This is a genomic window from Geobacillus thermoleovorans (assembly GCF_001610955.1).
Taxonomy (GTDB): domain Bacteria; phylum Bacillota; class Bacilli; order Bacillales; family Anoxybacillaceae; genus Geobacillus; species Geobacillus thermoleovorans.
Map to the genome: position 1 here is coordinate 1091706 of NZ_CP014335.1, position 19765 is coordinate 1111470.

At 55.5% G+C, this 19765-nt stretch carries 19 protein-coding genes; 17 read left to right on the forward strand and 2 right to left on the reverse strand.

All coding sequences use genetic code 11. From position 1 onward, the window contains the following. The first annotated feature begins 2 nt into the window (after positions 1-2). From rsgA to spoVM, 4 genes are all read left to right on the forward strand, one after another. Positions 3-884, forward strand: a complete 882-nt coding sequence (rsgA, locus tag GT3570_RS05525) for a ribosome small subunit-dependent GTPase A (RefSeq protein ID WP_014195416.1) — start codon at positions 3-5, stop codon at positions 882-884. Between the two features lie 2 nt (positions 885-886). After that, positions 887-1543 (forward strand): ribulose-phosphate 3-epimerase, encoded by a 657-nt coding sequence (gene rpe, locus GT3570_RS05530; RefSeq protein ID WP_014195417.1) that lies wholly within the window; start codon positions 887-889, stop codon positions 1541-1543. A 109-nt stretch (positions 1544-1652) separates the two neighbouring features. Beyond that, positions 1653-2303, forward strand: a complete 651-nt coding sequence (locus GT3570_RS05535) for a thiamine diphosphokinase (protein ID WP_011230679.1) — start codon at positions 1653-1655, stop codon at positions 2301-2303. Positions 2304-2384: 81 nt separating this feature from the next. After that, positions 2385-2465 (forward strand): stage V sporulation protein SpoVM, encoded by an 81-nt coding sequence (gene spoVM / locus GT3570_RS05540; RefSeq protein ID WP_011230680.1) that lies wholly within the window; start codon positions 2385-2387, stop codon positions 2463-2465. Between the two features lie 88 nt (positions 2466-2553). Here spoVM and rpmB read toward each other — a convergent pair whose 3' ends face one another. Beyond that, a complete protein-coding gene (rpmB, locus tag GT3570_RS05545) occupies positions 2554-2739 on the reverse strand; it encodes a 50S ribosomal protein L28 (RefSeq protein WP_011230681.1) in 186 nt (61 codons plus the stop codon). A gap of 228 nt (positions 2740-2967) precedes the next feature. Between rpmB and GT3570_RS05550 the strand changes: the two genes are divergently transcribed. The 5 genes from GT3570_RS05550 to recG all read left to right on the forward strand — a co-directional run bounded on the left by GT3570_RS05550 (position 2968) and on the right by recG (position 8757). After that, positions 2968-3330 carry an Asp23/Gls24 family envelope stress response protein gene (locus tag GT3570_RS05550; RefSeq protein ID WP_011230682.1) on the forward strand — a complete coding sequence of 121 codons (363 nt, stop codon included), beginning with the start codon at positions 2968-2970 and terminating at the stop codon, positions 3328-3330. A gap of 17 nt (positions 3331-3347) precedes the next feature. Then, the gene (locus GT3570_RS05555; RefSeq protein ID WP_014195419.1) at positions 3348-5018 is read left to right on the forward strand and encodes a DAK2 domain-containing protein; all 1671 of its coding nucleotides are present in this window, start codon (positions 3348-3350) and stop codon (positions 5016-5018) included. Between the two features lie 73 nt (positions 5019-5091). Beyond that, positions 5092-5754, forward strand: coding sequence for an L-serine ammonia-lyase, iron-sulfur-dependent subunit beta (sdaAB, locus tag GT3570_RS05560; RefSeq protein ID WP_023634005.1), 663 nt, complete (start codon positions 5092-5094; stop codon positions 5752-5754). A 73-nt stretch (positions 5755-5827) separates the two neighbouring features. Further along, entirely contained in the window at positions 5828-6712 is an 885-nt protein-coding gene (sdaAA, locus tag GT3570_RS05565) for an L-serine ammonia-lyase, iron-sulfur-dependent, subunit alpha (protein ID WP_062898521.1), read from the forward strand. After that, the gene (gene recG / locus GT3570_RS05570; protein WP_062898522.1) at positions 6709-8757 is read left to right on the forward strand and encodes an ATP-dependent DNA helicase RecG; all 2049 of its coding nucleotides are present in this window, start codon (positions 6709-6711) and stop codon (positions 8755-8757) included. The genes sdaAA and recG overlap by 4 nt, the downstream gene beginning before the upstream one ends. A gap of 115 nt (positions 8758-8872) precedes the next feature. Here the strand turns inward: recG and GT3570_RS05575 are convergent, their stop codons facing one another. Next, positions 8873-10060, reverse strand: a complete 1188-nt coding sequence (locus GT3570_RS05575; protein WP_062898523.1) for an IS701 family transposase — start codon at positions 10058-10060, stop codon at positions 8873-8875. Between the two features lie 371 nt (positions 10061-10431). Between GT3570_RS05575 and fapR the strand changes: the two genes are divergently transcribed. The 8 genes from fapR (at position 10432) to ftsY (ending at position 19719) form a co-directional block, all read left to right on the forward strand. After that, positions 10432-11028: a transcription factor FapR gene (fapR, locus tag GT3570_RS05580; protein WP_011230687.1), complete on the forward strand. Its 597-nt coding sequence runs from the start codon at positions 10432-10434 to the stop codon at positions 11026-11028. Next, a complete protein-coding gene (plsX, locus tag GT3570_RS05585) occupies positions 11012-11995 on the forward strand; it encodes a phosphate acyltransferase PlsX (RefSeq protein ID WP_011230688.1) in 984 nt (327 codons plus the stop codon). The genes fapR and plsX overlap by 17 nt, the downstream gene beginning before the upstream one ends. Before the next feature lie 21 nt (positions 11996-12016). After that, positions 12017-12958: an ACP S-malonyltransferase gene (gene fabD, locus GT3570_RS05590; protein WP_011230689.1), complete on the forward strand. Its 942-nt coding sequence runs from the start codon at positions 12017-12019 to the stop codon at positions 12956-12958. A gap of 4 nt (positions 12959-12962) precedes the next feature. Then, entirely contained in the window at positions 12963-13706 is a 744-nt protein-coding gene (gene fabG, locus GT3570_RS05595) for a 3-oxoacyl-[acyl-carrier-protein] reductase (protein ID WP_011230690.1), read from the forward strand. 61 nt (positions 13707-13767) lie between these two features. Next, positions 13768-14001 (forward strand): acyl carrier protein, encoded by a 234-nt coding sequence (locus GT3570_RS05600; protein WP_011230691.1) that lies wholly within the window; start codon positions 13768-13770, stop codon positions 13999-14001. A 179-nt stretch (positions 14002-14180) separates the two neighbouring features. Then, on the forward strand, positions 14181-14921 hold the full coding sequence (gene rnc / locus GT3570_RS05605) for a ribonuclease III (protein WP_011230692.1): 741 nt from the start codon (positions 14181-14183) through the stop codon (positions 14919-14921). Positions 14922-15149: 228 nt separating this feature from the next. Continuing rightward, positions 15150-18713, forward strand: a complete 3564-nt coding sequence (gene smc / locus GT3570_RS05610) for a chromosome segregation protein SMC (protein ID WP_062898524.1) — start codon at positions 15150-15152, stop codon at positions 18711-18713. A 19-nt stretch (positions 18714-18732) separates the two neighbouring features. Next, positions 18733-19719, forward strand: coding sequence for a signal recognition particle-docking protein FtsY (gene ftsY / locus GT3570_RS05615; protein ID WP_013523383.1), 987 nt, complete (start codon positions 18733-18735; stop codon positions 19717-19719). Positions 19720-19765 lie beyond the last annotated feature (46 nt).

Consider the following 19765-nt stretch of genomic DNA (forward strand, 5'->3'; position numbering starts at 1 on the left):
CTATGGCGGAAGGGCAAATCATTAAGGCGTTAAGCGGATTTTATTACGTCCTGTCCGAAGGCCGCGTGTTCCAATGCCGCGGGCGCGGTGTGTTCCGCAAGAAAAAAGTGACGCCGCTCGTCGGCGACCGCGTCGTTTTTCAGGCGACGAGCGAAACGGAAGGCTATATTTTGGAGATTGGCGAGCGGCAAAATGAGCTTGTGCGGCCGCCGATTGCCAACGTCGAACAGGCGATTTTAGTCTTTTCGGCTGTAAGCCCGGACTTCAGCGCCAAGCTGCTCGACCGCTTTCTTGTCTTGGTTGAATCGAAACGCATCACGCCGATCATTGTCATCAGCAAAATCGATTTGTTGGATGGCGAATCAAAAGAAGAGATTGCCCGCTACGTGCATGATTACCGGCGCATCGGCTACGACGTGATTGAAACGTCAGCAGTGACCAAGGGCGGCCTCGATGAACTGGCGTTGCGCCTTCGCGGCCGCGTCTCAGTCGTCGCCGGGCAGTCCGGCGTCGGCAAATCGTCCCTATTAAACGCGCTCCGTCCGGATTTGCGGTTGAAAACGGGCGACATTTCCACCCATTTAGGGCGCGGCAAGCATACGACCCGCCATGTCGAACTGCTTGAGGTCGCCGGTGGGCTTGTCGCCGACACCCCAGGGTTTAGTGCACTTGAGTTCGACCAGATCGAGCTTGACGAATTGCCGCATTATTTTCCTGAATTCCGAACGTACGGGGAAGGGTGCAAGTTCCGCGGCTGCCTTCATATCGCCGAGCCGAAATGCGCTGTGCGTGAGGCGGTCGAGGCCGGGGAGATTCCGTCGTACCGCTATGACCACTACGTTAGTTTTGTTGCCGAAATGAAAGAACGAAAGCCGAGGTATTGAACATGATTCGAATTGCGCCATCGATTTTATCAGCCGATTTCGCCCGCCTGGCTGAGGAGATTCGTTCGGTCGAGGAAGGCGGGGCGGATTGGATTCACGTCGATATCATGGACGGGCATTTCGTGCCGAATTTAACGTTCGGGCCGCCGGTCGTGGCCGCCATTCGACCGGTGACGAAGCTGCCGCTTGACGTCCATTTGATGATCGCCGACCCGGACCGATACATTCCGGCGTTTGCGAAAGCGGGCGCGGATGTGATTTCCGTCCATGTTGAGGCGTGCGTGCATTTGCATCGGACGATTCATTTTATCAAAGAACAAGGCGTCAAAGCCGGGGTGGTGCTCAATCCGCATACACCGGTCGAGATGATCCGCCATGTGATCGGTGATGTCGATCTCGTCTTGTTGATGACGGTCAATCCAGGGTTTGGCGGACAGGCGTTCATTCCGGCGGTCGTGCCAAAAATCCGTGAGGTCGCCCGGATGGCCAGCGAACAAAATAAAGAGGTCGATATTGAGGTCGACGGCGGCATCAATGCGGAAACGGCGCCGCTTTGCGTGGAAGCCGGGGCGAACGTGCTTGTCGCCGGCTCGGCCATCTACAATGAACGGGATCGAGCCGCCGCCATTCGCACGCTTCGCGAAGTGTGCGCCAACTAGCCAAAAAGGCAGCGCCGCTTTTGCCATCTTATCGAGCCGCAGGGTGATGAGAGCAAAGAAAAGGACGGAAGATGGCCGCCTCGGCCCTTGCTGAAAGGGGGAAACGCATGTGTTGATCCATATTGTCGGCGGCGGTCCGCGCCACCTTCTTCCCGATTTGCGCTCGTATGATGGGAACGATGTGCAGTGGGTCGGCGTCGACCGCGGTACGAAAGCGCTGCTGGATTTCGGACTCCGTCCGGTGCGGGCGTTTGGCGATTTTGATTCGCTGCCGGCAGAGGAGGTCAAGCGGCTAAGGGAGATGCTGCCGGAGCTTGACATTTGGCCGGCGGAAAAAGATAAAACGGATATGGAGATCGCTCTTGACTGGGCGGTTAGGCAGACAGATGGGGCCATCCGTCTGTTTGGGGCGACCGGCGGGCGGCTTGACCATTTGTTTGGCAACGTTGAGCTGCTGTTAAAGTACGCCGGGCGGCCCATTGAACTCATCGACCGGCAAAACGTGCTCACCGTCCATCTGCCCGGCGTGCATACGGTTGCGCGCGACGATCGATACCGCTATGTGTCATACATCCCGATTTCCGAAACGGTGGCGGAGCTTACGCTTACCGGATTTAAATATCCGCTAACAAACTGTCATATTTCCCGCGGTTCGACATTATGTATTAGTAACGAACTTATCCAATCTTCCGGTACTTTTTCGTTTTCAGAAGGCATATTAATGATGATAAGGAGCAGCGATTTTGCCGGCTGCCCGTAGTCGCGCTTGGCTTATGACGGAATATAATGGATAAGGAAATGGCGGGAAGCTCGTTATGATCGGTGTGAGGAGGGAATCGGGATGAAGTTTTATACGATCAAGCTGCCGAGATTTTTAGGCGGAATCGTGCGGGCGGTGTTGAACGCATTTAAAAAAGGATAAGAAAAAAGCACCATTTTTGGTGCTTTTTTGTTGCCGCCGAACAAAAGGAGGGTTGCAACCTTTTGGGCGGCTTCTTTTCGTTAGGCCGTTAGACGCGTTTCACTTTTCCAGATTTCAGCGCGCGCGCCGAAACCCAAACGCGTTTCGGTTTGCCGTCAACTAAAATGCGCACTTTTTGCAAGTTGGCTTTCCATGTGCGGCGGCTGGCGTTCATGGCATGCGAACGCGAGTTGCCGAACGATTTCTTCTTGCCGGTAATGAAGCACTTCGCCATCGTTTTTCCCTCCTTGCTTTCACATCCCTCTAAAAACACTATTATAATTTACCATACAACTGTAGGGATTGCAATAGACGTGCGGTTTTCTTTCAAGAAACTGTCCTTGACATATATTTCAGTTTTCGGCTAAATAATACTAGTGGGCGGACGGGAAGCGCTTTGAAAACAGAAAGCGTTATAGTACAATAGGGGTAGCTGTGCGAGATACGCAAAGGGGGAACGAGCATGTCGATCGAATGGCAAACGAAATACGGGCGCATCGAAGTCGCCAATGAAGTCATTGCGATGATCGCGGGGGGAGCTGCCGTCGATTGCTACGGCATTGTCGGAATGGCGTCGAAAAACCAAATTCGCGATGGGCTGTCGGAAATTTTGCGCCGGGAGAATTTTTCCAAAGGGGTTATTGTCCGCGAAGAAAACGGCGAGGTACATATCGATATGTACATCATCGTCAGCTACGGAACGAAAATTTCCGAAGTCGCTCATAACGTGCAGTCGAAAGTGAAGTACACGCTCGATCAGACGCTCGGGCTGGCGGTTCAGTCGATCAATATTTACGTTCAAGGGGTTCGGGTGTCAAACCCGTAGTAAGGAGGAGTTAGCCGGTGACAATGAGGACGCTTGACGGAAGACGATTTGCCGATATGGTGCAGCAAGGGGCCGCACATTTGGCGAACAACGCCAAGACGGTCGATGCGCTGAACGTCTTTCCGGTTCCAGATGGCGATACAGGAACAAACATGAACTTGTCGATGACGTCCGGGGCGAAAGAAGTGAAGGCGAATGCCTCCGACCATATCGGCAACGTCGCCGCGGCGCTGGCAAAAGGGCTGTTGATGGGGGCGCGCGGCAATTCCGGCGTCATTTTGTCGCAGCTGTTCCGCGGATTTGCCAAGGCAGTCGAAGGCAAACAAGCGGTGAACAGCTTCGAATTCGCCGCCGCTTTGCAGGCGGGGGTGGACACAGCCTATAAGGCGGTGATGAAGCCGGTTGAGGGGACGATCCTCACCGTTGCCAAAGAAGCGGCGCGCAAGGCGGTGGAGGTGGCAAAAAAAGAACGCGACGTGATCGCCGTGATGGAAGCGGCGCTCGCCGAGGCGAAAGCGGCGCTGCAGCGCACACCCGAATTGCTCCCGATCTTAAAGGAAGTCGGTGTCGTCGACAGCGGCGGTCAAGGGCTCGTATACATCTATGAAGGGTTTCTTGCTGCTTTGAAAGGAGAAATCGTGAGCGCCGCACGCGCTGAGGCGCGGATGGACGATCTAGTGAAAATGGTGCACCATCAAAGCGCGCAAAGCCATATTCATGCCGATGAGATCGAGTTTGGCTACTGTACGGAATTTATGGTCCGTTTTGAGCCCGAAAAGCTGGCCGAGCACCCGTTTTCCGAAGAAACGTTCCGCCGCGAGTTAAGCCAGTTCGGCGACTCCTTGCTCGTTGTCGCGGATGAAGAGCTTGTTAAGGTGCACATCCATTCGGAAACGCCGGGTGAGGTGCTGACATACGGTCAACGCTACGGCAGCTTGATCAATATTAAAATTGAAAACATGCGCGAACAACATGCCAACATCGTCGGCAAGGAGGCAAAAACGCTTCCTGGCGTTGCCAAAGAGGAAGCAAAGCCGTACGGCATCGTCGCCGTCGCCATGGGCGCTGGCGTGGCTGAACTGTTTCGGAGCATCGGTGCACACGCCATCATTGAAGGTGGGCAAACGATGAACCCGAGCACGGAAGAAATCGCTGACGCCATCCGCCTCGCCAACGCGGAAACGGTGTTTGTGCTGCCAAACAACAAAAACATTGTGATGGCGGCAAAACAAGCGGCGGAGCTTTCCGAACAGCGGGTGATCGTCATCCCGTCGAAAACGGTTCCGCAAGGTCTGGCGGCGCTCTTGGCGTTCAATCCGGCGCAATCGGCCGAGCAAAATGAGCGGGCGATGACGGCGGCGCTGTCGCGAGTGAAAACGGGGCAAGTGACATTTTCCGTGCGCGATACGACGATTGACGGCATCGAGATTCAAAAGGGCGATTACATGGGGTTATGGGATGACCGCATTATTGCCGCTGACAAAGACAAACTCGCCGTAACGAAGCGGCTGCTTGATGCGCTCATTGATGAAGAAAGCGAAATCGTGACCATTTTGTACGGCGAAGACGCAACGGAGATCGATGTGGAAACAGTCGTTGCCTATTTGGAAACAAAACATGACGGGGTCGAAGTGGAAGTGCATAACGGAAAGCAGCCGCTGTATCCATTTATCATTTCCGTCGAATAATATGTTAGAATAATAGAAGGGAGCATTCCCTTCTATTTTTCTTATTTTTCTGTTTTGTGGAGGAATAGCGGAGATGAAATACAAAAGCGTCTTTGATATCATTGGCCCGGTGATGGTCGGGCCGTCAAGTTCACATACGGCCGGGGCGGTGCGCATCGGTTTGGTTGCGCGCAAGTTGTTTGGCCGAAAGCCGACGTGGGCGCGCATTTCGTTTTACGGCTCATTTGCCGAAACGTATCGGGGGCATGGCACCGACGTTGCCATTGTCGCCGGGCTGCTTGGGTTTGACACGTTCGATGAACGTCTTCCGAATGCGCTTGAGATCGCCCGAGCGGAAGGTGTAGATGTGTCGTTTTTCGCCGAGGAGGCGATTCCGCATCATCCGAATACGGCGCGCCTGCGGATTGGCGATGATGAAGGCGAGCTTGAGCTCGTCGGCATTTCGATCGGCGGCGGCAAAATCGAAATCGTCGAATTGAATGGGTTTGCCTTGAAGCTGTCTGGCCACCATCCGGCGCTGCTCATTATGCATAATGACCGGTATGGGACGATTGGGGCGGTGGCTTCGGTGTTGGCGAAACAGAAAATCAACATCGGCCATATGGAAGTGTCGCGCAAGGAGAAAGGGAAAGAGGCGCTCATGGCGATCGAAGTTGACCAGCCGTTGACCGATGATCTGATTCAAGAATTGGAGCAGCTGCCGAACATCATTCAAGTGGCGAAGCTTGCGGATTGAAAAGAAATCGGTTTCATGTTGATGTGCATCAAAGAAGATAAGCCATGATGGAGAGAGGACAGGTGGGAATCAAATGTTTCGCAATGTGGCTGAACTTGTGGCGTTGGCCGAAAAGGACAGCATCAAAATCGCTGAAGTGATGATTCGTCAGGAAGTGGAAGTGAGCGGGCGAAGCCGGGAAGAGGTGATCGCGCAAATGGATCACCATCTAGCCGTCATGGAGCGCGCCGTCGAGAGGGGACTCGAAGGGGTTGTGTCCCGCTCCGGATTGACGGGCGGAGATGCGGTGCGGATGCAGCGTTATATTGAGGGCGGCCGTTTTTTGTCCGGAGAGACGATTTTAGACGCCGTCAGCAAAGCCATGGCGACCAACGAAGTGAACGCAGCGATGGGCGTCATTTGCGCCACGCCGACGGCTGGGGCGGCCGGCGTCGTCCCGGGGACGCTGTTTGCCGTGAAAGAGAAGCTGCGGCCGACAAGAATGGAAATGATTGAGTTTTTGTTTACAGCCGGGGCGTTTGGCTACATTGTCGCCAACAACGCCTCGATTTCCGGCGCCGCCGGCGGCTGTCAAGCCGAAGTTGGGTCGGCGGCCGGCATGGCCGCCGCGGCGCTGGTTGAGCTGGCCGGTGGGACGCCTGCTCAAGCGGCCGAAGCGATGGCCATCGCCTTAAAAAATATGTTGGGATTAGTATGCGACCCGGTTGCTGGCCTGGTCGAAGTGCCGTGCGTCAAGCGGAACGCGATGGGGGCGGCGAACGCCATGATCGCTGCGGATATGGCGCTAGCCGGCATTAAAAGCCGCATCCCGTGCGATGAAGTGATTGAAGCGATGTATCGCATCGGTGCAGCCATGCCGGTGGTGCTCAAAGAAACGGCGCAAGGGGGGTTGGCCGCGACGCCGACTGGCCGCGCCATTGCGGCCCGCATTTTCGGCGCTTCTGCGGCATCGAAGTGAACGAAGCGATGCAGCAGCCGGTGACGGCGGTCAAAGGCATCGGTGAAGAGACGGCGGCGGCGCTTGCCGACATCGGCATCGCGACGGTCGGTGAGCTGCTTGCGTACGCCCCGTACCGCTATGATGATTACGAACAAAAAGATTTGGCCGCCGTCCGCCATGAAGAAAAAGTGACAGTGGAAGGAAAAGTATACAGTGCCCCGCTGTTGACGTATTACGGAAAGAAAAAATCGCGCCTTTCCTTCCGCATGCTGGCCGATCGCTACTTGATCACCGTCGTTTGTTTCAACCGTCCCTATTTGAAGGAAAAAATCGCCCTGAACGAGACGGTGACGGTGATCGGCAAATGGGACCGGCATCGGCAAACGATCAACGCCTACGAGCTTCGGTTCGGACCGGCTCCGGAGACCACCGGCATCGAGCCGGTTTACTCCGTGCGCAGCCCACTGACGGTGAAAACGATGCGCCGGTTGATGAAAGCGGCGTTCGAACAGTTTGGCGAGCACATTCCCGACCCGTTGCCGCCCGCTTTGCGCCGCGCTTATCGCCTTGTCGACAAACAAGAAGCGCTCCGCGCCCTTCATTTTCCGCGCACGCGCGAAGAATTGCATCAGGCGCGGCGCCGGCTCATCTATGAGGAGTTTTTGTTGTACCAGCTGAAAATGCAGGCGCTCCGTCGATTGATGCGCGATGAGCGGCGCGGCGTCGTTCATTCGTTTTCTGAAGAGCGGCTTTCGTCCTTTCTTTCCGGATTGCCGTTTGTCTTGACGAACGCCCAGCGCCGTGTCATCGGCGAAATTTTGGCGGACATGCGCTCGCCGCGGCAAATGAACCGGCTTTTGCAAGGCGACGTCGGTTCTGGCAAGACGGTCGTTGCCGCTGTCGCTCTTTACGCCGCCGCTTTGTCCGGATTTCAAGGAGCGCTGATGGTGCCGACGGAAATTCTGGCTGAACAGCACGCCCGCTCGCTCGCCGAGCTGTTTGCCGATACGGATGTGACGATCGCGCTCTTGACAAGCTCAGTGAAGGGAAAGCAGCGCAAAGCAGTGCTTGCCGAACTGGAAGAAGGAACAATTGATATCGTCGTAGGCACGCACGCCTTGATTCAAGAAGGAGTGCAGTTTCGCCGGCTCGGCCTCGTTATTACGGACGAGCAGCACCGGTTTGGCGTCGAACAGCGCCGCGTTTTGCGTGAGAAAGGGCATGCACCGGATGTATTGATGATGACGGCGACGCCGATTCCGCGCACACTCGCCATTACGGCGTTCGGCGACATGGACGTATCGGTGCTCGATGAAATGCCGGCCGGACGAAAAAAAGTCGAGACGTATTGGGTGAAGCATCATCAGTTCTCCCGCGTGCTCGATTTTATCGAAAAGGAATTGCGCCGTGGTCATCAGGCGTATGTCATCTGTCCGCTCATTGAGGAGTCGGACAAATTGGATGTGCAAAACGCCATCGATGTCCATAGCCAGCTTGTCCATTATTATCGCGGGAAATATGAGATCGGCTTGATGCACGGCCGGCTGTCGGCCGACGAAAAAGAACGCGTCATGAGGGCGTTCAGCGAAAACCGCATCCATGTGCTCGTCTCGACGACGGTCGTTGAAGTCGGCGTGAATGTACCGAATGCGACGGTGATGGTCATTTACGACGCCGAACGGTTTGGCCTCGCCCAGCTCCATCAGCTGCGCGGGCGGGTCGGGCGCGGCGACGCCCAGTCGTACTGCATTTTGATCGCCGACCCGAAATCGGAAGTCGGCAAAGAACGAATGCGCATCATGACGGAAACGGCCGATGGGTTTGTGTTGGCCGAAAAAGATTTGGAGCTGCGCGGTCCGGGCGATTTTTTCGGTACAAAACAAAGCGGGCTCCCGGAATTCCGCTACGGCGATCCAGTGCATGATTACCGCATTTTGGAAGTCGCCCACCGCGATGCCGCCAAGCTCGTTTCCTCGGCCGCGTTTTGGCGCGATGAGGCGTACGCCGGGCTGCGCGCCGAGCTGGAAACGTCCGGCATACTCGATGGGGAAAAGCTAGATTAATAGACAGGGGAGGAGGCGCCGGCGCATTCGCGCCCCGCTGTTTTTTATGGTAACTGTAGATGAGCATTTTTCATTACAATAATTTCCATGGTTAGAGAGACAAACAGGGTACCCCTTACGCGATACGGAGCTGTTTTTTGATCACATCAATGGGAATATCTTGCTTCGCAGCGTCATAAATGAACTCGACGACGCTGTGGTCTTTCCGCGACCGAAGAAGCTCCAGCCCGGTGGAGAGGTTTTGTCGGGATTCGGCGATGCTGTACACGCAGGCCAACAGCACCACCGCCCAATACCGTTTCACCGCCCGAATGTGGCGAACGCGGTATCCATCCAGCTTCAGTTGATCTTTCGCCTGCCGGAAAAAGCACTCGATCGTCCAGCGCTGGGCGTAGTAACGCAAGATGTCTTCGTCCCCGAGTTCCCGGTCGGTGCTCAAGATGCAATGAAGATGTTCCGGCGTCAGCGGCTGATCCGCCTTCCAAGCCAGCAGCACCACCGCGTCATCGAGGCCATGGATGGCCCCCTCATAGCGATACACGCGATAACGCTCCTGCCCCACCGTGACGAGGCGGGTGTCTTTGGACTCGATATAGCGGGCGAACTGCTTGGCTTGGATGGCGATGCCTTTCGGGTAGAGAATCCGGTTCGTCTTGAGCATCGCGATGACATGGAATCCCTGTTTCAAGCAGGCTTCAATGAGCTTTTTGGACGGATACCACGAATCCATGAGCACATACACCGGCTGAGCCCGCTTCACCTTGAGCGAGGAAAGCATCTCGATCGCCAGGTCGATCTTGCTTTTTCCCGCTTTCTTGTCATACAGGCGGAACGCAAATGGGAACGCCTGCGTGAAGGTGTGCACCATCAGCCAAACGAGCGAATGCCCCCAGACCGATTGATGATCTTTATGCGAGTAGTGCCAGTCGCACCCTTGAATGGCGTGCGCAGCCCGTGACGAAGGCTTCGTTTTTTGGCAAATCGTATCATCAATCGAAACAAAAAGGGGTTGATTCTTCCGTTTGGCCAGTCGTTCGACCTGGGAAAGGATCCACTCTTGAAGCTTCCCAAGCAGCCTTTCCTCGTTCCAAGGGCTTTTCGTGAAAAAGTGACTGAGCGTCGTTCGATGATTCGGATGAAAGCTCCAGTAATGAATATCAGTCAATGTTCCCGAGAATCCCTTGGTGGTCAAGGCATCGACAATATGAATGAGATGCTTGATGACCGGTTTGGAAAGCTGCAGCGTCAACCCCAGCGTGAAGAAAAACTTGTGGATTCCTTGGTGATGTGCTAATCTATTCATGAGACATGAACCTCCTTGTGGATAGTTGGTGGTACATCTATTCTAACCAAGGAATCGGGTTCATGTCTCCTTTTTTGTTTAGTTGTCAATTTATGTCAGTGAATTTGCTCATCTACAGATGGTAATTGATTTTTTGGCCAGTGAAAGCCTATATTTTTATTGTTCGGACGGAGGAGGCAGGAGATGCCTGTCCCACTATTTCGTTTGTGAGCCTCGAGGATGGAGCAGAAAGCCGTTTGGCGAGGGGGGCGTCGGATCCACAGCGGCCGACAGCATGTGGCGCTGTTCATTTTTTGTGCTTGCATTTCGTTTTTTGATATTATATATTACTTTTAGTACCTAGTCATAAAATCGGACGGTGTCACGAATCGATGAGAAAAAGCAAACGCGAACGGCAACGGTTGTTGCAGGAGACGATCCGGGAAAACCCGTTTATCACCGATGAAGAGCTCGCCGAAAAATTTTCGGTCAGCGTGCAGACGATCCGCCTTGATCGGCTTGAGCTGTCGATTCCCGAACTGCGTGAGCGCATCAAGAATGTCGCCCGCCAGTCGTTCGCTGATAAAGTGCGGGCGTTGCCGCTTGAAGAAGTGATCGGCGACATTATTGACATCGAGCCGGATGCGAGCGCCATTTCGATTTTCGATGTGAAAGAGGAGCACGTCTTTCGGCGCACCCGCATCGCCCGCGGCCATCATTTGTTCGCTCAGGCCAACTCGCTTGCCGTCGCTGTCATCCATGATGAACTGGCGCTGACAGCGAAAGCGACCATTCGTTTTGTGCGCCAAGTGAAAGAAGGGGAGCGGGTCGTAGCCAAAGCGAAAGTGACCGGAAAAACGGCGCACGGGCGCACAATCGTCGAGGTGAACAGCTACGTCGGCCAGGAGCTCGTCTTTTCTGGTACGTTTGAAATGTATCGTTCAAACATAGAGAAAAAGGATGGGGACAGCAATGAATATCGCGGTTGATGCCATGGGTGGAGACCATGCCCCGGGCGAAATCGTGCGCGGGGCGCTTATGGCCGCCGCCCATTTCCCTGACATCGAGATTACGCTGATTGGCGATGAAGAGAAAATTCGCCCGCATGTGACGGGTGAAGAGCGCATTTCGATCATCCACACCGACGAAGTGATCGAAGCAGATGATGAGCCGGTGCGGGCAGTGCGGCGCAAAAAGAACTCGTCGATGGTGCGCATGGCGGAAGAAGTGAAAGAAGGGCGCGCCGCTGCCTGCATTTCCGCCGGCAATACCGGGGCGCTCATGGCAGCCGGACTGTTTGTCGTCGGGCGGGCAGCCAGCATCGACCGCCCGGCGCTCGCCCCGACGCTGCCGACGTTGGATGGGCGCGGCTTTGTCTTTCTGGATGTCGGCGCCAACGTCGATGCAAAGCCGGAACATTTGCAGCAATACGCTTTGATGGGACATGTGTACGCAAAGAACGTGCGCGGCGTCGAAAAACCGCGCATCGGCTTGCTGAACGTCGGAACGGAAGACCAAAAAGGAAACGAAACAACGAAACGGGCGTTTGCCTTGCTCAAGGAAACGAACCTTCATTTCATCGGCAATGTCGAAGCGCGCGATCTGCTGCAAGGAGTGGCTGATGTTGTCGTCGCCGACGGCTTTGCCGGCAATGTTGCGTTAAAAACGATTGAAGGGACGGCGCTGGCGCTCTTTTCCTTGCTCAAGCAGACGCTGACAAGCGGCGTCGCGGCGAAGCTGGCCGCCGCCGTCCTCAAGCCAAAGCTCGCCGGGCTGAAAAAAATGATGGACTACTCGGAGTATGGCGGCGCGGCGCTGTTTGGCTTAAATGCTCCGGTCATTAAAGCGCACGGGTCGTCCGATGCGAACGCCATCTTCCACGCCATCCGCCAGGCGCGAGAGATGGTGGTTCATGATGTCATCGGCACGATCAGAGCGGAGCTGGAACGGGCATAATCGGTAAAGGAGGAATCAAAAATGGGGAAAATCGCCTTTTTATTTCCTGGCCAAGGATCGCAGACGGTCGGCATGGCGAAAGACGCTGCCGAGCATGACGACCGCGCCCGTGCCGTCATCGCGGAGGCTGACGAGCGGCTTGGATTCGCGCTTTCCAAGCTCATGTTCAACGGACCGCAAGAAGAGCTGACGTTGACATATAACGCCCAGCCGGCGCTCTTGACCGCCAGCATCGCCTTGCTCCAGCTTGTCGACGGCGCTGGGCTGAAAGCGGACTATGTTGCCGGCCACAGCTTAGGCGAATATACGGCGCTTGTCGCCGCCGGCGCCATGTCGTTTGCCGATGCCGTCTACGCGGTGCGCCGCCGCGGTGAGCTGATGGATGAAGCGGTGCCGGCCGGTGAAGGGACGATGGCGGCGGTGCTTGGGATGGACGCTGATGCGCTTGAAGCAGTGACAAATGAAATCGCCGCCCAAGGCGATCCGGTCGAGCCGGCCAACTTCAACTGCCCGGGGCAAATTGTCATCTCCGGCTCGAAAGCCGGAGTGGAAAAAGCGGCTCAGCTTTTGAAAGAACGCGGCGCCAAACGCGTCATTCCGCTTGAGGTGAGCGGTCCGTTCCACTCCGCTCTCATGAAGCCGGCGGCAGAAAAACTGAAAGCGGTTCTTGACAGTTTGGTGATTCGTGACGCCGTCATTCCGGTCGTCGCCAATGTGACTGCTGAGCCGGTGACGAAAAAAGAGGACATCGCCCGCCTTCTCATTGAACAACTGTATTCGCCGGTGCGTTGGGAGCAGTCGGTGCGCACGCTTCTTTCGCTTGGCGTCGACACGTTTGTCGAAATCGGTCCGGGAAAAGTGTTGTCCGGCCTTGTGAAAAAAATCGACCGCAACGCCCGCGTTTATGCGGTGAACGATCTTGCTTCCTTCGAAGCGACCGTTGCGGCGCTGAAAGGGGAATAAAGCGATGCTCGAAGGAAAAATTGCTCTTGTGACCGGGGCGTCGCGCGGCATTGGCCGGGCGGTCGCTCTGGAGCTTGCCCGCCAAGGGGCGAACGTTGCCGTCAATTACGCCGGCAGCGAGGCGAAAGCGAATGAAGTTGTCGAGGCCATCCGCTCGCTCGGCCGCGAAGCGATCGCCGTGCAGGCGGACGTCGCCCGCGCTGAAGATGTTGAGCGCATGGTGAAAACGACGATTGACCATTTTGGCCGCCTCGATATTTTGGTCAACAACGCCGGCATTACACGCGACAATTTATTGATGCGGATGAAAGAAGAAGAATGGGATGCCGTGATTAACACGAACTTAAAAGGAGTATTTCTTTGTACGAAGGCGGCAACGCGCCCGATGATGAAGCAGCGCTATGGGCGGATCGTCAACATTGCTTCGGTCGTCGGCGTGATCGGCAATCCGGGGCAGGCGAACTATGTCGCCGCCAAGGCCGGCGTCATCGGGCTGACGAAGACGGCGGCGCGCGAATTCGCCAGCCGCAACATCACCGTTAACGCCGTCGCACCAGGATTCATTACGACCGATATGACCGAAGCGCTCAGCCCGGAGCTGAAGGCGGAAATGTTAAAGCAAATTCCGCTCGCCCGCTTTGGCGAGCCGGATGATGTCGCCCGCGTCGTCGCTTTCCTCGCTTCCGACGCCGCGAGCTACATGACTGGACAGACGCTTCATGTTGACGGCGGCATGGTGATGCCGTAAGAAAAACAGCGCTAGTATTTTTTCTGCCAATCGACTATAATCATGAAGGGAGGTGAACGCAATGGCCGATGTATTGGAACGTGTAACGAAAATCATCGTTGACCGGCTGGGGGTTGACGAATCGCAAGTGACGCTCGAAGCGTCGTTTAAGGACGACCTGGGCGCTGACTCGCTCGACATCGTCGAACTCGTCATGGAACTTGAAGATGAATTCAACATGGAAATTTCCGATGAAGAGGCGGAAAAAATCGTCACAGTCGGAGACGCTGTGAACTACATAAAAAGTCGTCTGTAATGCTGCTTTTTTGCAAAGTCCCGTTGCTTCGAACGGGGCTTTCTCTGCTTTTTCAGGGATGCTCGGCGGGCCTTGCGGAAAAAAGCGCACGATTCCCGCTCGCGTAGCGGACCGGAGAACGGATATAATAGAAGAAGACACGGCCATTTTGTTCTGGAACGAAGTCGGAGGGCATTTTTATGTCAAAACAAAAAGATAAAGAGCGCATCCATGAAAAGAGGCGGGCGAAGTTTCAAGAGCTGCAAAACAAAATCGGCATCACCTTTCGAAACGAAAAGCTGTTGATTCAAGCGTTCACCCATTCATCGTATGTGAATGAGCATCGGCGGCGGCTTCACGAAGACAATGAACGGCTTGAGTTTTTAGGCGATGCCGTGCTGGAGCTGACCGTTTCTCAATATTTATTTCAAAAGTTCCCGCATATGAGCGAGGGGCAATTGACGAAGCTGAGGGCGGCCATCGTCTGCGAGCCGTCGCTTGTGAAATTTGCCAACGCCCTGTCGTTCGGCGAGCTCGTCTTGCTCGGCAAAGGCGAGGAGCTGACCGGCGGGCGGACGCGTCCGGCGCTCTTGGCAGACGTCTTTGAGGCGTTCATCGGCGCTTTGTATTTGGATCAAGGAATGGACGCGGTCATCCGCTTTTTGGAGAAAACGATGTTTCCGAAAATTGATGAAGGTGCTTTTTCTCATGTGATGGATTTTAAAAGCCAGCTGCAGGAATTGGTGCAGCGGGACGGCAGCGGAACGCTTGAATACGCCATTTTGGAGGAAAAAGGTCCGGCCCACAACAAGGAGTTTGTCGCCCGCGTAGCGTTAAACGGCCAAGAGCTTGGCATCGGCGTCGGCCGCTCGAAAAAGGAAGCCGAACAACATGCGGCGCAAATGGCGCTCGAAACGTTGCGGGCTGCCGATCAGCAGTGAAGGCTGGCGCTGTTACGTCAGTCTTTTTTCTGTGAACGTGCGAAGGGATGGAGAGCAAACGCTGCTCATGGGTGTTTCGATGAACATGCGCGCCTTGAGCGGGGGAAGAAAGGCGTTTTTTTCGATAGCTCATATGGTAGGATGAAAAGATCGAACGTCTCGGTTTCCAAAAAGGGCTCCGGGGTGTTTGTGGTGGATCACAGTGGAAAGATGGTGAGGCGTCATACCATGTTCCTGAAACGATTGGATGTGATCGGCTTTAAATCGTTCGCCGACCGTGTATCGATCGAGTTTGTCCCTGGTGTGACGGCGGTCGTCGGTCCGAACGGGAGCGGCAAAAGCAACATTACCGATGCGATCCGTTGGGTGCTCGGTGAGCAATCAGCAAAATCGTTGCGCGGGGCGAAAATGGAAGACGTCATCTTCGCCGGCAGCGAATCGCGCAAGCCGCTCAATGTGGCTGAAGTGACGATCACACTCGACAATGAAGACGGCTTTTTGCCGCTTGAGTACCAGGAAGTGAGCGTGACCCGGCGCGTCTATCGCTCGGGGGAGAGCGAGTTTTTCATCAACCGCCAGCCGTGCCGTTTGAAAGACATCGTCGATTTGTTTCTCGATTCCGGGCTCGGCAAGGAGGCGTTTTCCATCATCGGCCAAGGCCGGGTCGAAGAGATTTTAAGCAGCAAACCGGAAGAGCGGCGCACGATTTTTGAAGAAGCGGCCGGCGTGTTGAAGTACAAGCTGCGGAAAAAAAAGGCGGAGGCGAAGCTAGCGGAGACGCAAGACAACTTGCACCGCGTCAACGATATTTTGCACGAGCTCGAACAGCAGCTTGAGCCGCTCCGCATGCAGGCGTCGCTCGCCAAAGAGTTTTTGGAAAAACGCGAAGAGCTCGAGAGATTTGAAGTGGCGCTGATGGTTCACGACATCGAGCAGCTGCGCGGGCAATGGAATGAGTTGAAGGAAGCGCTTGATGGGCACCAGCGGGACGAAGTGGCGCTGGCGGCGGCGTTGCAGAAAATGGAAGCCCAAATCGAACAGCTCCGCGATCAAATGACCGCCATTGACGAATCGATCGACGGTTTGCAGCAAGTGCTTCTTTTAGCCAGCGAAGAGCTTGAGAAGCTCGAAGGGCGGAAAGAAGTATTGAAAGAGAGAAAAAAGCATGCCGCGAGGCGAAAAGCGCAGCTGGACGACATAACGGCTGCACTGGCTGCGAAACGGCGCCGCTTGACGGAGCAGCTGCATGCCGAGCGGGAGGAACTCGCCCGGCTTGAGGCGGGCGCCGCAGCGCTCGAGCGGGAGCTGAAAGAAAAACAGGCTTTGTTTTCGGCGCATGAAGCCGACATTGAAGAAGAAATCGAGCGGCGAAAAGGTGATTACATCGACCTTGTTCATGAACAGGCGGCGTTGAAAAACGAACGCGCACATGTGGAGCAGGCGCTTGGCAAGCTGCATGCCAAACGGACGGCGCTCGATGAAGCGAACCGCCGCCATCTCGCCGAACGTGAACAGCTCGAGCAGAAGCGGGCGGCTTTATGGGCCGAGCAGACCCGCCTCGAACAGGCGCTGACGGAAGCGCATAACAGACAAGCCGCTCTCGCCGCGGCGCTCGCAGCGCAAAAAACGGAGCTCGAGCAGCATGAAGCGTTGCTGCATCAGGCGCGCCAATACCGGCAGCAAACCAAAGCGCGCCAGCAATGGTTGGAAGAGATGCAACATGATTATTCCGGTTTTGTCCAAGGAGTAAAAGAAGTATTAAAGGCGCGCGACCTTCTGCCCGGTGTTCATGGCGCCATTGTTGAGCTCATTCGCGTGCCGGACCGCTATGAGACGGCGATTGAAACGGCGCTCGGCGGGGCGATGCAGCATATCGTCGTTGACAGCGAACAGGCGGCGCGGCAAGCGATTCACTATTTGAAAACGAACGGCTACGGGCGCGCGACGTTTTTGCCGCTTGACGTCATCCAAGCGCGCGCGCTTTCCGAACGGGAGCGGGCGGCGATTGACCGCCATCCGGCGTTTGTCGGCATCGCAAGCGAGCTCGTCGAATACGACCGCGCCTATAGGGCGGCGATCGCCCATTTGCTCGGCCATGTCATCGTGACAGCCGATTTAAAAGGCGCGAATGAGCTGGCCAAGCTTCTTCACTATCGCTATCGCCTCGTGACATTGGACGGTGATGTCGTCAGCCCTGGCGGGGCGATGACCGGCGGCGGGGCGGCGAAAAAGACCGCGTCGTTGCTAAGTCGAAACCGCGAGCTTGAGACGCTTTCGGTCAAACTGCAGGAAATGGATGAAACGATCGCTCGGCTTGAGCGGGCTGTTGCCGCAAAACGACACGAGCTGGCGGAGCAGGAAGCGCAGGCGGCCGCGCTGCAAGAAGAGGTTGCGGCGCTTCGGGAGGCCCTGCAAAGACAAAAGGACGAGCAACGCGAGCTCGAATGGCAGAAAAAACGGATCGACGAGCGGCTCGCACTGTATGATGAAGAAAAGGCGAACGACGAGCGCGAAATGGCAGAGCTCAACCGCCGCCTCGGCGCCATTGACAGGCAGCTTGAGCAGCTTGCCGAGAAACTGCAGGCGATCGATGACGACATCAGCCGGCTGCAGGCGCAAAAACAGACGGAGCAAACGACGAAAGAGGCGCTCCAGGCAGCGATCACGGAGCAAAAAATCGCCTTGGCGGAAACGAAAGAGCGCGTGAAACATGCACGCCGGAAAGTGGAAGAATGGGAAGCGGAGCTTGCCGAAACGATCCGTGGGCTCAAAGAAGCAGAGCGCGAACGAGCCGCTTTGGATGCGGAAATGGAGGCGCCGGAATGGAACGAGGAAGAGATTGAGCAGCTGCGAAAGCAAAAGCTTGAGGACAAGCAAAAGACATTGGAGCTGATTGCGAGCCGTCGCGAACAGCGGCTCGATTTCCAACGCCGTCTTGAACATTTGGAACAGGAATGGAAAGAGACGAAGCGGCAGCATAAACAGCTCGCCGATGTCGTGAAAGACGAAGAAGTAAAGTTGAACCGGCTTGATGTGGAGCTTGAGAATTTGCTTGTCCGTCTGCGCGAAGAGTATGGGCTGTCGTTTGAAGCGGCTCGCTCCGCGTACCCGCTTGAGATCGGCGCCGATGAGGCGCGCAAGCGGGTGAAGCTGATCAAGCGCGCCATGGAGGAGCTCGGCACCGTCAACTTGGGGGCGATCGATGAATATGAACGAGTTTCCGAACGGCACCGCTTTTTAAGCGAGCAAAAAACCGATTTGGAAGAGGCGAAGGCGACGCTCCACCAAGTCATTGATGAAATGGACGATGAAATGAAAAAACGATTTTTCGCGACGTTTGAACAAATCCGCGCCCATTTTGGCGAGGTATTTGGCGAGCTGTTCGGCGGCGGGCGCGCCGATTTGCGGCTGACCGATCCGAACGACTTGCTTGAGACTGGGATCGACATCGTTGCTCAGCCTCCGGGGAAAAAGCTGCAACATTTAAGCTTGCTTTCCGGCGGCGAACGGGCGCTGACGGCGATCGCCCTCTTGTTTTCGATTTTAAAGGTGCGTCCGGTGCCGTTTTGCGTCCTTGATGAAGTCGAAGCGGCGCTTGATGAAGCGAACGTGCAGCGGTATGCCCAATATTTAAAACGGTTCAGCCGCGACACGCAGTTTATCGTCATCACCCATCGAAAAGGGACGATGGAAGAAGCGGACGTGCTGTACGGCGTCACGATGCAAGAATCGGGCGTCTCAAAGCTTGTTTCCGTCCGTTTGGAAGATTCGAAGGAGCTCGTGCGGTCATAATGGAAAGGAGGCGCTTTGGATGGGTTTTTTTCAAAAATGGAAAGAAAAATGGACAAAGCAAGCGGATGCCGTAACCGAAAAGTTTAAAGAAGGGCTGTCAAAAACGCGAAATTCGCTCGCCGGGAAAGTGAACGACCTCATCGCCCGTTATCGGAAAGTGGATGAAGAGTTTTTTGAAGAGCTTGAGGAAATTTTGATCGCCGCGGATGTGGGCGTCACGACCGTCATGGAACTTGTCGATGAGCTGAAAATGGAAGTGAAGCGCCGCAACATTCAAGACCCGGCGCAAATGCGCGACGTCATCGCCGAAAAGCTCGTTGACATTTACCGCGCCGGCGCCGATGACAAAGAACTTTCCGCTTTGAATATACAAGAAGGCGGGCTGACGGTCATTTTGTTCGTCGGTGTCAACGGCGTCGGTAAAACGACAACGATCGGCAAGCTCGCCCATAAGCTGAAATCGGAAGGGAAATCCGTCTTGTTGGCAGCTGGCGACACGTTCCGCGCCGGGGCGATCGAGCAGCTCGAAGCGTGGGGCGAGCGCGTTGGGGTCGACGTCATTAAGCAGGCGGCCGGCTCCGATCCAGCGGCGGTCATGTATGATGCGATTCAAGCGGCGAAAGCGCGCGGCGTTGACGTATTGTTATGCGACACGGCCGGGCGGCTGCAAAACAAAGTGAATTTAATGAAAGAGCTCGAAAAAGTGAAACGCGTCATCAGCCGCGAAATTCCGGGCGCTCCGCATGAAGTACTGCTTGTGTTGGATGCGACGACCGGGCAAAACGCGATGAGCCAAGCCAAGCTGTTTAAAGAAGCGACCGATGTGACCGGCATCGTGTTGACGAAGCTTGACGGCACGGCGAAAGGCGGCATCGTGCTTGCCATTCGCAACGAGATGGCCATCCCGGTGAAACTCGTCGGCCTCGGCGAGAAGATGGACGATTTGCAAGTGTTCGATCCAGAACAGTACGTCTACGGATTGTTTGCTGATTTGCTGGAATCATAAACAAGCCAACAGAGGGTGCTCCCAAAACAATGGAGCGCCCTTTGTT

What these genes read in the sequence shown, in the direction of transcription:
- GT3570_RS05575 (WP_062898523.1), bottom strand. Translation starts at nt 10,060, where the DNA reads ATGAATAGATTAGCACATCACCAAGGAATCCACAAGTTTTTCTTCACG.
- GT3570_RS05600 (WP_011230691.1), top strand. Translation starts at nt 13,768, where the DNA reads ATGGCCGATGTATTGGAACGTGTAACGAAAATCATCGTTGACCGGCTG.
- rsgA (WP_014195416.1), top strand. Translation starts at nt 3, where the DNA reads ATGGCGGAAGGGCAAATCATTAAGGCGTTAAGCGGATTTTATTACGTC.
- rpmB (WP_011230681.1), bottom strand. Translation starts at nt 2,739, where the DNA reads ATGGCGAAGTGCTTCATTACCGGCAAGAAGAAATCGTTCGGCAACTCG.
- rnc (WP_011230692.1), top strand. Translation starts at nt 14,181, where the DNA reads ATGTCAAAACAAAAAGATAAAGAGCGCATCCATGAAAAGAGGCGGGCG.
- plsX (WP_011230688.1), top strand. Translation starts at nt 11,012, where the DNA reads ATGAATATCGCGGTTGATGCCATGGGTGGAGACCATGCCCCGGGCGAA.
- sdaAA (WP_062898521.1), top strand. Translation starts at nt 5,828, where the DNA reads ATGTTTCGCAATGTGGCTGAACTTGTGGCGTTGGCCGAAAAGGACAGC.
- spoVM (WP_011230680.1), top strand. Translation starts at nt 2,385, where the DNA reads ATGAAGTTTTATACGATCAAGCTGCCGAGATTTTTAGGCGGAATCGTG.
- fapR (WP_011230687.1), top strand. Translation starts at nt 10,432, where the DNA reads ATGAGAAAAAGCAAACGCGAACGGCAACGGTTGTTGCAGGAGACGATC.
- fabG (WP_011230690.1), top strand. Translation starts at nt 12,963, where the DNA reads ATGCTCGAAGGAAAAATTGCTCTTGTGACCGGGGCGTCGCGCGGCATT.
- fabD (WP_011230689.1), top strand. Translation starts at nt 12,017, where the DNA reads ATGGGGAAAATCGCCTTTTTATTTCCTGGCCAAGGATCGCAGACGGTC.
- smc (WP_062898524.1), top strand. Translation starts at nt 15,150, where the DNA reads ATGTTCCTGAAACGATTGGATGTGATCGGCTTTAAATCGTTCGCCGAC.
- ftsY (WP_013523383.1), top strand. Translation starts at nt 18,733, where the DNA reads ATGGGTTTTTTTCAAAAATGGAAAGAAAAATGGACAAAGCAAGCGGAT.
- GT3570_RS05550 (WP_011230682.1), top strand. Translation starts at nt 2,968, where the DNA reads ATGTCGATCGAATGGCAAACGAAATACGGGCGCATCGAAGTCGCCAAT.
- rpe (WP_014195417.1), top strand. Translation starts at nt 887, where the DNA reads ATGATTCGAATTGCGCCATCGATTTTATCAGCCGATTTCGCCCGCCTG.
- sdaAB (WP_023634005.1), top strand. Translation starts at nt 5,092, where the DNA reads ATGAAATACAAAAGCGTCTTTGATATCATTGGCCCGGTGATGGTCGGG.